The organism is Sediminibacterium sp. GW821-FHT12F12, assembly GCF_058806635.1.
Window position 1 is genome coordinate 73,634 of record NZ_JBXAPW010000001.1, and the last position, 11,859, is coordinate 85,492.

Below are 11,859 nucleotides of genomic sequence, written 5' to 3' on the forward strand. Positions count from 1 at the left end.
CATCACCCAAGGTGATGACTTTCGAAGTATGTTCAGTAAGAAATAGGATTAGTAGTCTCCCAGTGTCTCGGGTAACTGCGCCAGTGCTTTGGCCAATTGCTCATCGTTAGGGGCAATGCCATGCCATTCGTGGCTGCCTTCCATAAAATCAACCCCTTTACCCATCGCTGTTTTCATCAGGATACAGATGGGTTTTCCCTGGCCGGTCATAGACTTGGCTTTGTTCAGGATGGTAACGGTATCGTCCATATCATTTCCGTTCATTTCCAGAACGTTCCAGCCAAAAGCTTCAAATTTGGCACGGAGATTACCGAGCGACATTACTTTTTCAGTAGGTCCATCGATCTGCTGTCCGTTCCAGTCAATGGTAGCGATCAGGTTATCCACCTTGTTATGAGCAGCAAACATAATAGCTTCCCAGTTCTGGCCTTCATCCAGTTCACCATCTCCTGCCAGGGAGAAAACGAGGTGATGATCGCCATTAATTTTTTTGGTAAGTGCTGCGCCGATGGCAACACTCATACCCTGGCCCAGTGAACCACTGGCAACACGTACACCGGGTAAATGTTCGTGGGTGGTTGGGTGACCCTGTAAACGGGTATTCAGTTTACGGAAACTGGCCAGCTCCTTCACATCAAAATAACCGGAACGGGCAAGGGCGGAATAGAATACGGGAGAGATATGTCCGTTGGAAAGAAAGAACAGGTCTTCATTTTTTCCGTCCATTGAAAAGTTGGTATCATGTTTCATGATATGAAAATAGAGGGCGGTCAGGTAATCGGCACAACCGAGCGATCCGCCGGGGTGTCCGCTCTGTACACCATGCACCATTCTTATAATATCGCGCCTCATCTGGGTAGCGATGTCTTTTAACTCCTGTATACTTGCCATAACGGTTTTAATTATGGGTGCGAAGATAGGGGGAAATGATAAGTTAGGAGTTTGGGGTTTGGAGTTAGGAGTTGTTTTTTTGGAGTTATCCACTGACCCAAAACTCCAAACCCCAAACCCCAAACTCCAAACTATTCATTATTTTCGCCACACTTTAAACACTTTGTTATGTCGGAAGAATTAGATATGATCATTGCAGAGGCCGAAGATGGCATGAAAAAAGCCATCGGACACCTGGAAACGGAGTTAACCCGTATCCGGGCCGGTAAAGCCAATCCTACCATGCTGGATGGGGTAAATGTGGAATATTATGGGGCACCCACCCCCATTGCCCAGGTAGCCAATGTAAGTGTGCTGGATGCCAGAACCATCAGTATCCAGCCCTGGGAAAAGAATATGTTACAGGCTATTGAAAAAGCCATCATGCAGGCCAATATCGGTATCACACCACAGAATGATGGGGTGCAGCTGCGCTTGTTCCTGCCACCATTGACCGAAGAAAGAAGAAAGGAACTGGTGAAAAAATCGAGTGGTGAGGGCGAGAATTCCAAAGTAGCCATCCGCAGTATCCGCAGGGATGCTATTGAGCAGGTGAAAAAACTGCAGAAAGACGGCCTGAGCGAAGATGCCGCCAAAGACGGTGAAAAAACCATTCAGGAACTAACCGATAAATATAGTTCACTGGTAGAAAAGCATCTGACGGTAAAAGAGAAAGAAATTATGACGGTGTAATAGTTACCGGTTACAGGTTACAGGTTTCAAGTTGACCGTAACCTGTAACCTGCAACTTGAAACCTGCAACTATTCCTCTCCCTCCCTGATAAACTGTGAGAACCCATATTTTTCCGACTTCTCATTAAATGTCTGAATAATTGCCTGCTCCAGCGAAATGCCGAGCAGGGAAGCCAGCAGGTCAAGGTAAATCGCAATACCACCGATCTCTTCCTGTAGCATTTTCTTTGTAATGTCTTTTGCGGTATAACTACTTCCGCCATCCACCCCACCCATGGTTACCCTTTGTGTTTTTTTGATCATGTTACAGAGTTCACCCAGTTCACCGGCTACGGCGGTGGTCCAGTAGGTAATGGGTTGGTTATCGTAGGTTTTAAAACCTTCTTTGGCTCTTTGTACATTCAGTTCCCTGAACTTTTCGAGGTCAAGTTTCATACAATTGGTTTAGGAGTGATGCGGAGCTTTATTTTTTGTTAACGAGGTAAACACCCAGCAATATAATTCCCAGGCAGCCAACCTGCAGCAGGGTAATGGTTTCTCCGCCCCATATACCCCAGAGTACGGCAATAAAGGGAATGCCATAGGTAACCATCGAGGCGAAGAGGGTGCCTGCCCTTTTCACCAGCATATAAAAAAGGATAGACGCAATGGCGGTACCAAATACACCCAATACAACAGATGCCAAGGTAGAAATCATCAATTCCGTATGCAGCAGTGGCAGGGCAAAGTAGCCGGTAAAATACAGTATGATGAGCGTGGGTATGATCAGGAATACAAAAGCCAGCGAAGCGATATTGAGTGAGCCTACGCCCTGCATATGTCGTCCCACCATGTTTACATTGATACCGTAAAAAACAGTGGCCAGTAATACCAGCAGTGAATAATAAAAATCTTCAAAACGGAAATCACCTTTGGGGGCGATGAGTAAACACAGGCCGATAAAACCCACCAGTACACCAATGATCTTACGTCTGCCTGCCTTCAGTTGGAAGAAGGCAATCCCTATGATGATCGTAAACAGGGGCGTTAAGGCATTCATGATCCCGGCCAGCGAACTGTCGATCCGGGTTTCTGCAATGCAAAAAAGATAAGCCGGAAAAAAACTGCCCAATAGTCCGGAGAGGATCACCAAAAACAGTTTCTCGCGGGGCACTTGTAACAAGGCTTTGCGGGCAAAAGGAATCAGTACCACCCCCGCACTCAGGATCCGGAGAGAAGCTACGTGATAAGGGCTGAGGGTTTTCATCCCCTCCTTCATCAGGATAAAGGAGCTACCCCAGATCAGGGAAAGAATGGTAAATAATGACCAGTTGATAAGTTTATCTCTCAAGGCAGCATGAATTTGTTCAAAGTTGGTGTTTTTACAAAAGCAAAGGAATAAATTTATGTAAACGTAATCCTATGCCTGCCATCAAACTCAGTAAACTTTCTACCCGCGCACCCAAAGGATGGAGCAAGGAAAAGACCAAAGCCAAAACAACTGCTTTACTCGCAGAACTGGACGATCTGCAGAACCTGCTCTTTGCCCAATCCAAACATGCGGTGCTGATCGTGATCCAGGGAATGGATGCCAGCGGTAAGGATGGATTGATCAGGGAAGTGCTGGGTAAACTGAATCCGCAGGGAGTATGGGTACGTTCTTTCAAAGCACCTACTCCCGAAGAATTGTCCCATGATTTTTTATGGCGGATACATAAATACACACCACCCAAGGGTGTGATCCAGATCTTTAACCGTTCGCATTATGAAGATATCCTGGTTACGCGGGTACATCAATGGTGCAGCGATAAACTGGCGGTAGAGCGGATGAAAGCCATCAATGATTTTGAAGACCTGCTGGTAAAACATAACCATACACATATCCTCAAATTTTACCTGCATGTATCGCCTGAAGAGCAGCAGCTTCGTTTGCAGGAGCGGATCAAAGACCCCAAAAAGCAATGGAAATACAATGAAAAGGATTTTGAAGAAGCTAAACTATGGAGTCTGTATATGAAAATGTATGAAGATTGTTTTACGCACTGTAACAAGATTCCCTGGCATATCATTCCGGCTGATCAGAACTGGTATAAGGAATACCTGGTGGCCAGGGCCCTGCACAGCCTGCTCAGTTCTCTGAAAATGCAATATCCGGGTTTGAAGAAATAGCTTTGACGATTCGGTTGTTTGTAGTATTTTAAATCACTAAAAACTGATATATGGGCATGATGAAAGAATTCAAAGAGTTTGCCATGAAGGGTAACCTGGTAGATATTGCCGTTGCCTTTGTAATGGGAGCCTCTTTTGGCAAAATTGTTACCTCTTTTGTGGATGGGATTGTAATGCCATTGGTGGGTATGCTTACCGGTGGTGTTAACTTTAATGATAAAGTGCTTGTGCTAAAAGCGGGCACGGCTGAGGTAAAAGATGCTGCCGGAACCGTTGTTACACCGGCTGTGGCAGAAGTGGCCGTAAAATATGGTGCTTTTATTACTAATCTGTTCGATTTTATCGTGGTCGCTTTTTCCGTATTCCTTGTCATCAAAGCCATTAATAAGATGAAAAAGGAAGAACCCGCCAAACCCGCCGCTCCGCCAGAACCTTCCAATGCCGATAAATTACTGGCCGAAATCAGGGATTCACTGAAAAGAGCGGAAACGAAGGACTAAGTTTCGTGAATCGTGAATAGTGAGTAGTGAGTAGTGAGTAGTGAGTAGTGAGTCGGGGGCCGTCATGTATCTCCCGACTCACGATTCACGTCTCACGCCCCTCCCCGGTGGATAACTATTACCCGCCCCCTGCCCGTTTTATCCCTTATTCGGTTTTCTTTGCAGCTAAAGCTTTTGACCCGTGAATAATGTGAGTTACCAGATCAAGTTGGACCAGTTTGAGGGCCCCTTTGACCTGCTGTTGTTTTTTATTGAGCGAGATGAGTTGGATATCTACAATATTCCAATCACCAAAATCATCAATGACTTCCTGGATTTTATACACCAGGGAGAGAAACTGAATATTGAACTGAGCAGTGAGTTTATCCTGTTTGTATCTACCCTGATGCGGATCAAGGCAAGGTTATTATTGCCACGCAAAGAGATTGATGCGCAGGGTAACGAGATAGATCCGAGACAGGAACTGATAGACAAGATCCTCGAATACAAACGCTTCAAGGAAGCTGCAGCCAAAATGGCCGAAATGGAAGCTGAGCGGATGCTGATGATCAAACGGGGTAACCTCCAGCGCGAGATCTCGCTGATTGGCGAAGAAGCTTCGGAAGGTACCGAGATCCAGAATATTACCCTCTTTAAGCTGATGAAGGCTTTTGAGAAAGTAATGTTACGCGTTCAGCAACGCCAGAATAAACCGGTACATACCGTGGTGCGGTACAATTACACTATGGAAGGCAGCCGTGATTATATGCTGGGTTTTGTGCAGAAAGAAAAAACGGTTTCTTTTGAAAAGGTATTTGAAGTTTGCCAGGACAGGATCCACGCCCTGTTTTTATTTCTTTCCCTACTGGAACTGTCTCAGCAGAAATTCATGAAACTGCTGGTAGGACAGGGAATGAACAACTTTATTGTAGAATGGAACGAACACCGCGAAGAAGACCTGGAAGCCGAAGGCAATGTAGGCGATGCTGATATTATCGGCGAAACGGCAACACCGGATGATGTGGCAGATAATGTTGAAGACAACTCTTTACCCGAAGAATAATAGGTTCACTCAAATGAGTGCACAAAAAATCCGGCTCAGATCTGAGCCGGATTTTTTTATGCAGTATGCAGCCGCTTATCCTGCGATAGCAGTGCTAACACTCACTTTGTCTTTCATCAATTCTCTCACGGCATCTGCAATACCCTGTGCATCATAGGCACATTCGCGGTGCAGTTCTTTGGGGGTACCATGTTCTACCAGTCTGTCCGGAATACCAAGGATCTTTACATCGGCCTTGTACCCGTGCTGGTTCATGAATTCGAGTACGGCACTACCGAATCCGCCTACTACAGTACCATCTTCCACGGTTACGATTTTGCTGTATTTGCGGAAAGCTTCGTGTAAGAGGTCTTCATCTATCGGTTTAACAAAACGCAGATCGTAGTGTGCAGGGTTAATGCCCTGTGTTCTCAGCTCGCGGATGGCTGCCTGGGCAAAATTGCCCGGATGCCCGAAACTCAGGATGGCGATCTCTTCCCCATCTTTTAATTTTCTTCCTTTACCAATCGGCAATTCTTCAAATGCAGTTCTCCACTCCGGCATAGTACCCTCGCCCCTGGGGTAGCGGATCACAAACGGGTAGGTGTTTTTTTCCAGCTGAGCGGTATACATCAGGTTACGCAATTCCTGTTCATTCATCGGTGCACTGATCACCATATTGGGGATACAACGCATATAAGGAATATCGTAACAGCCATGGTGGGTTGGTCCGTCTTCGCCTACCAAACCGGCACGGTCCAGACAGAATACCACGGGTAATTTCTGAATGGCTACATCATGCACCACCTGATCGTAGGCCCTTTGCATGAAAGAAGAATAAATATTACAGAATACACGCAGACCCTGTGTGGCCAGTCCGGCACTTACTGTAACGGCATGCTGTTCGCAGATACCTACATCAAAAGCGCGGTTGGGCATTTTATCCATCATGAATTTCAGTGAAGAACCACTGGGCATGGCGGGTGTAACTCCCATGATGCTGCGGTTCATTTCTGCCAGTTCAATCATGGTATGGCCGAATACATCCTGGTATTTGGGTGGTTGCGGACTGTCGATCTTTTTCTTGAAGATTTCACCGGTCACTTTATCAAACAGTCCGGGAGCGTGCCATTTGGTTTGATCTTTCTCAGCCAGCGAATAACCTTTTCCTTTCACGGTTACGATGTGTAACAGTTTAGGGCCCGGGATCTTTTTCAGGTCGTTGAGGGTATCTACCAGTTTGGTGATATTATGGCCGTCTATCGGGCCGAAATAACGGATCTGTAAGGCTTCGAAGAGATTGCTGCTTTTGGTTACCACGCTTTTGAGACTGCCTTCCAGTTTACTCGCCATTTCGCGGGTAAAATTCTTGCCTACGGGTAATTTGCCCATCAGGTTCCAGATCTCGTCGCGCATTTTGTTATAGGTAGGCGAAGTGCTGATATCCGTGAGGTATTCTTTCAAAGCACCCACATTGGGGTCGATGCTCATGCAGTTATCATTCAGGATAATGAGTACATCGCTATCGGCTACACCCGCATGGTTCATGGCTTCGAAAGCCATGCCGGCCGTCAGGGATCCATCACCGATCACGGCTACGGATTTTCGGTTTTCTCCCTTGTATCTGGCGGCAATGGCCATACCGAGGGCAGCTGAGATGGAAGTAGAAGAGTGTCCAACCCCGAATGTATCATATTCGCTCTCGCTGCGTTTCGGAAAACCGCTCAGGCCCTTGTATTTGCGGTTGGTAACAAAATTATCCCTCCGGCCGGTCAGGATCTTATGGCCGTAAGCCTGGTGGCCCACATCCCATACCAATTGATCATAAGGAGTATTGTACACGTAGTGAAGGGCCACAGACAGTTCTACCACGCCCAAACTGGCTGCAAAATGGCCGCCATGCACGCTTACCACATCTACAATGTACTGGCGAAGCTCATCGCAAACCTGGTGTAACTGCTCGCGGCTGAGTTTTTTGAGGTCGTTTGGGTTGTTAACCGATTGTAATAAGGGACCGGCGTTTATCTGCATGCAGATGGTTTTTAAGATGTAAAAATAGGCTTTTCCTGCTTAAGCCAGTAGCCACACTGGTATAGAAACATAGAACAAACCCGATGGTTCGGCGGTAGAAAACATTAATTTCTGCCAAACAGAGGCAGATTTTGCCATTAATCAAATTTCGGGGTGTTTGGGGCTGTGTTTCCCTCTATATTTGTTCCAACATGAGAAGTAAATCTTCATTATACTGGACTTGCCAGTTAGGTGGCTGGTTGTTCTATGGGTTAACCATGGTGTTCTTTGCATTCATTTTCGAGAACAAAACCAACAATATCCTCTACCCCCGGATTGCCATTACTATCCTGATCGGTTTAACTTTTACACATTTACTGCGTGAGCTGATTGTACGGTTAAAACTACGTCCGCCCATACAGGTGCAGAAATGGTGGTTATTGATTATCACTGTGTTAAGTATCATTATCCTCTTCAACCTGGCCAATAGTGCCATTGTGGAGTTCCTGAAAATGTATGATCCCAAGATCAAGGTATCGGTAGAAAAACGATTCCTCTATAACCTGATCCTCGATTCTCCCCTTGTTTTAGTTTGGTTTTCTGCGTATTATATATGGCATTATGTTGACCTGGGTTCCAAAACCGAGATCCAGAAAGCCCGTTTGGAAAGCCTGGTAAAAGAGCTCGAGCTGAAGACCATCAAATCGCATATCAATCCCCATTTTATCTTTAATGCCCTTAACAGCATCCGTGCCCTGGTAGATGAGAACCCTGAAAGGGCCCGTACCGCTATTACCGAGCTGAGCAATATCCTGCGCAGCAGTATGCAGGCCGAGAAAATGGAAACCGTACCTTTTGAGCGGGAACTGAATATTGTAAAAGACTATCTGGCACTGGAACATATCCGTTTTGAAGACCGGTTACAGATAGAATATGATATTGACGAGGATACCCTTGATCAGCCGGTTCCGCCCATGATGCTGCAGACGCTGGTAGAGAATGCCATTAAACATGGTATTGGTAAACAGAAGGGTGGTGGACTGATCCGTGTGATCTCTGATTACCGCGATAACCACCATGAACTGATTGTTCAGAACACAGGTAGGTTGGATGATACCGGCAATGGTGACGGGTTTGGCATCAGCAGCACCCGTAACAGGCTGAAACTCTTATTTGGTGGCAAATCTTCTTTCGACATCCGAAATACGGGGGAGAATATGGTAGAAGCCAGCGTAAAAATGCCTGTACAGGAATTGCATTCTTAAATTCTATTCATAAATTAGTAGTATGGCAATTAAAGCAATTATTATTGATGATGAAAGGCTGGCACGCAACGAGTTAAAAAAACTGTTGCAGGACCATGCAGATATTGAAGTGATCGAGGAAGCGGCGAATGTGGATGATGGTATTGAGAAAATTGAAACGCTGAACCCGGATCTTATTTTCCTGGATATCCAGATGCCCGGCAAAACCGGTTTCGACCTGTTGGCCGAAGTGGAAAAAGCACCCAAAGTGATCTTTACCACCGCATACGATGAATATGCCATCAAGGCATTCGAAGTAAATGCACTGGATTACCTTTTAAAACCGATCGAGCCCAAACGGTTGGCCGATGCCATTCAGAAACTGCAGGCCGAGATTTTCAAAGAGAACGTGGGCATTAACGGGATGAACCGTGGTCCGCTGACCGAGTTTGACCAGGTATTTGTAAAAGACGGGGAACGCTGCTGGTTTGTAAAACTGGGCGAGATCCGTTTGTTTGAAAGCGTGGGTAACTATGCCAAAGTGTTTTTTGGTACCCACAAGCCCCTGATCCTGAAATCGCTGAATGCACTGGAAGAAAGGCTGGACGACAGAATGTTTTTCCGTGCCAACAGGAAACATATCATCAATCTCCGCTGGATCGAAAAAATTGAACCTTATTTTAACGGTGGGTTGCTGGTAGATCTGAAGGGTGGAGAAAAAATAGAAGTGAGCCGCAGGCAAACGGTAAAATTCAAAGAAATGATGAGTTTATAATACAGGTGCCAAACAGTTGATTGTTTGGCACTTTTTCTTTCTCAATGGTGTATATTCTTTTTTATTACTAACGTTTTCTTTTTATCGGTCAGGCCGCTCTAGCGTCCCGACCCATCTCAAACTATTATGAAAAAAATCTCCTCCCTGCTGGTACTGGTTTCCTTTACCGCCACCGCTTTTGCACAAAAGGCCGAAACGATCATCAATGCCAAAGAAGTTGAAAGAATTGAGCGCATACTCTCTGCCGATGATATGCAGGGCCGCCGAACATTCACGCCCGGTATAGAAAAAGCAGCCGCTTTTATTGCAGACGAGTTTAAAGCCATTGGTTTGCAAACCGTGAACAACAGCGGCAGTTACCTGCAGTCTTTTGTCATGGTACGCCCTAAGTTCATCAGCGCCAGCTGCACATTTGATGGGGTTTCAGTTGACACGCGGGATGTAATCGTGTTTACGAGCAAAGAGAACCTGCAGATCAATGAACAATCCGGTTATGAAACCGTACAGATTAAGGCAGGTGCCAACTTCATGACAGAAGCACGCAAACATATCAACGCCAATAAAAATCTTTTTGTGCTGGTAGATACCAGTTTTGCCAAAACCTATAATGGACTTACCCGTTTTAAATCACAGCTGTACAAATCCGACTACAGTGTGGTATTTGTACTGGCAGCCAAAACACCTGCCCGTTTTACAGTTGAAGCCAAACATGAATTCACCGAAATGAAGCTGGCCAATGTGGTGGGTGTTATTCCCGGTAAAAGCAAAAAGAATGAATATGTGATCTTCTCCGGTCATTACGATCACCTGGGTGTGATGGGTAAAGACCGCCAGGGTAATGTACTAACAGATTCTATTTTCAATGGTGCCAATGATGACGCTGCCGGTACTACGGCTGTGATTATGCTGGCCAAATATTTTAAAGAATTGAAAAATAATGAGCGCACCCTGATTTTTGCAGCCTTTACGGCGGAAGAAGTAGGTGGTTATGGCGCCACTTATTTTTCGAAGCAATACAATCCCGAAGATGTAAAAGCGATGTTCAATATTGAAATGATCGGAACCGAAAGCAAGTGGGGCAGGAACTCGGCCTATATTACCGGCTATGAAAAAACCGATATGGGAAAGATCCTGCAGGGCAACCTGGAGGGAACCGATTTTACCTTTTATCCTGATCCCTATACCACACAGAATCTGTTTTACCGCTCAGACAATGCTACCCTGGCAAGACTGGGTGTACCTGCCCATACCATTTCCACTTCCAAAATGGACAGCGAACCCAATTACCACAAAGCGAGTGACGAGATCGGCACCCTGGATATGGAGAACATGGCCATGATCATCAAAGCCATTGCCCTGAGTTCCAAAGGAATTGTGAGCGGAAAGGAAACGCCTTCGCGGGTGGATACTTCGAGCCTGAGATGAGCGCAGGGGGCGTGAATCGTGAGACGTGAATCGTCAGTCGTCAGTCGTGAGTGGTGAGTAGAGAGATGTCGGTCGCGAATTGTCAATGGTGAATAGTAAATTAGGCGAACGAAAAAGGGGTGGGATTAAACAAACTTGTTTAATCCCACCCCTTTTTTATGCTTACCCATAAATTACTAACTACTAATTGCTAATTACTCCCTCTCACGACTGACGATTCACGTCTCACGTCTCACGATTGATGCCTCACGCATTCACCGGCACACTATGCACCGCGTTACTGATCTCTTTGATGAGGGAAGGATCTTTTTCGATGGCATTGCCTACCACGATCACATCGGCTCCTGCCTTGCAGTTGCGGTAAGCTTTTTCGGGTTCGGTGATGCCACCGCCGATGATGAGAGGGATTTCTATGTTGCGCGCCACTTTTTCGATCATGGTTTCGGTAATGGGGCGTTTGGCGCCACTGCCTGCATCCATGTATATGAGCTTCATGCCGAGCATTTCTCCCGCCATGGCGGTACACATGGCAATTTCATTTTTATCGGCGGGAATGGGGGTTGCATTCGAAATATAGGACACCGTGGTGGGTGCCCCGCCATCTATGACCATATAACCGGTGGGCATGATCTCGAGTCCGCTCTTTTTTACAAAAGGAGCACTGATTACATGCTGCCCGATCAGTAATTCCGGGTTACGGCCCGATATGAGGGAAAGATATAAAAGTGCATCTGCATATTTACTTACCTGGGAGGGTGATCCGGGGAAGAGCAGTACAGGTATATTGGAATCGGCTTTGATCTGCTGGATACATTCGTCAAGATGACTGGAAATAACCAGACTGCCGCCAACAAAAAAATAGTCCACTTTGGCTTCTGTGGCCAGGGTGAGCAATTGATCGATCTTTTCATTATCGACCTTATCGGGGTCGATCAGAACAGCAAAGGATTTTTTGCCCGATTTTTTGTTGGTCTCAAATTGATGATACAATGCCTGCTTCATTCAGTAAGGATAGGTACTGCTGCAAAAATGCAGAAAAGTTTTTATTTACAACGGCTTATTGGCCTGCTGTTTCGATATAGATGGGAAAGATAAGCCATTCTGGCCGATTTG

General features: G+C 45.9%; 12 protein-coding genes. 7 read left to right on the forward strand and 5 right to left on the reverse strand.

Annotated elements, in window-relative coordinates:
* Positions 1-48: 48 nt before the first annotated feature.
* Positions 49-891, reverse strand: coding sequence for a transketolase (locus tag AC1RNB_RS00300; RefSeq protein WP_493079691.1), 843 nt, complete (start codon positions 889-891; stop codon positions 49-51).
* Between the two features lie 168 nt (positions 892-1,059).
* Between AC1RNB_RS00300 and frr the strand changes: the two genes are divergently transcribed.
* Positions 1,060-1,623, forward strand: a complete 564-nt coding sequence (gene frr / locus AC1RNB_RS00305) for a ribosome recycling factor (protein WP_493079693.1) — start codon at positions 1,060-1,062, stop codon at positions 1,621-1,623.
* A 69-nt stretch (positions 1,624-1,692) separates the two neighbouring features.
* On the opposite strand, the gene AC1RNB_RS00310 is transcribed toward frr, so the two are convergent.
* Both AC1RNB_RS00310 and AC1RNB_RS00315 read right to left on the reverse strand, forming a co-directional pair.
* Positions 1,693-2,058 (reverse strand): nucleoside triphosphate pyrophosphohydrolase family protein, encoded by a 366-nt coding sequence (locus AC1RNB_RS00310; protein WP_493079694.1) that lies wholly within the window; start codon positions 2,056-2,058, stop codon positions 1,693-1,695.
* Positions 2,059-2,086: 28 nt separating this feature from the next.
* Complete coding sequence (locus AC1RNB_RS00315; protein WP_493079696.1) at positions 2,087-2,953, reverse strand: DMT family transporter; 867 nt, start codon at positions 2,951-2,953, stop codon at positions 2,087-2,089.
* 71 nt (positions 2,954-3,024) lie between these two features.
* Here AC1RNB_RS00315 and AC1RNB_RS00320 point away from each other — a divergent pair, with 71 nt between their 5' ends.
* From AC1RNB_RS00320 to AC1RNB_RS00330, 3 genes are all read left to right on the forward strand, one after another.
* Positions 3,025-3,771 carry a PPK2 family polyphosphate kinase gene (locus AC1RNB_RS00320; protein ID WP_493079697.1) on the forward strand — a complete coding sequence of 249 codons (747 nt, stop codon included), beginning with the start codon at positions 3,025-3,027 and terminating at the stop codon, positions 3,769-3,771.
* A 50-nt stretch (positions 3,772-3,821) separates the two neighbouring features.
* Complete coding sequence (gene mscL / locus AC1RNB_RS00325; RefSeq protein ID WP_493079699.1) at positions 3,822-4,271, forward strand: large-conductance mechanosensitive channel protein MscL; 450 nt, start codon at positions 3,822-3,824, stop codon at positions 4,269-4,271.
* Positions 4,272-4,452: 181 nt separating this feature from the next.
* A complete protein-coding gene (locus AC1RNB_RS00330; protein WP_493079701.1) occupies positions 4,453-5,313 on the forward strand; it encodes a segregation and condensation protein A in 861 nt (286 codons plus the stop codon).
* A 75-nt stretch (positions 5,314-5,388) separates the two neighbouring features.
* On the opposite strand, the gene dxs is transcribed toward AC1RNB_RS00330, so the two are convergent.
* Entirely contained in the window at positions 5,389-7,323 is a 1,935-nt protein-coding gene (gene dxs / locus AC1RNB_RS00335; RefSeq protein WP_493079702.1) for a 1-deoxy-D-xylulose-5-phosphate synthase, read from the reverse strand.
* 191 nt (positions 7,324-7,514) lie between these two features.
* Between dxs and AC1RNB_RS00340 the strand changes: the two genes are divergently transcribed.
* The 3 genes from AC1RNB_RS00340 (at position 7,515) to AC1RNB_RS00350 (ending at position 10,746) form a co-directional block, all read left to right on the forward strand.
* Positions 7,515-8,567 carry a sensor histidine kinase gene (locus AC1RNB_RS00340; protein ID WP_493079703.1) on the forward strand — a complete coding sequence of 351 codons (1,053 nt, stop codon included), beginning with the start codon at positions 7,515-7,517 and terminating at the stop codon, positions 8,565-8,567.
* Positions 8,568-8,589: 22 nt separating this feature from the next.
* Complete coding sequence (locus AC1RNB_RS00345; RefSeq protein ID WP_493079705.1) at positions 8,590-9,321, forward strand: LytR/AlgR family response regulator transcription factor; 732 nt, start codon at positions 8,590-8,592, stop codon at positions 9,319-9,321.
* 126 nt (positions 9,322-9,447) lie between these two features.
* Entirely contained in the window at positions 9,448-10,746 is a 1,299-nt protein-coding gene (locus AC1RNB_RS00350) for a M28 family metallopeptidase (protein ID WP_493079706.1), read from the forward strand.
* A 246-nt stretch (positions 10,747-10,992) separates the two neighbouring features.
* On the opposite strand, the gene AC1RNB_RS00355 is transcribed toward AC1RNB_RS00350, so the two are convergent.
* A complete protein-coding gene (locus tag AC1RNB_RS00355; RefSeq protein ID WP_493079708.1) occupies positions 10,993-11,748 on the reverse strand; it encodes a phosphoglycerol geranylgeranyltransferase in 756 nt (251 codons plus the stop codon).
* Positions 11,749-11,859 lie beyond the last annotated feature (111 nt).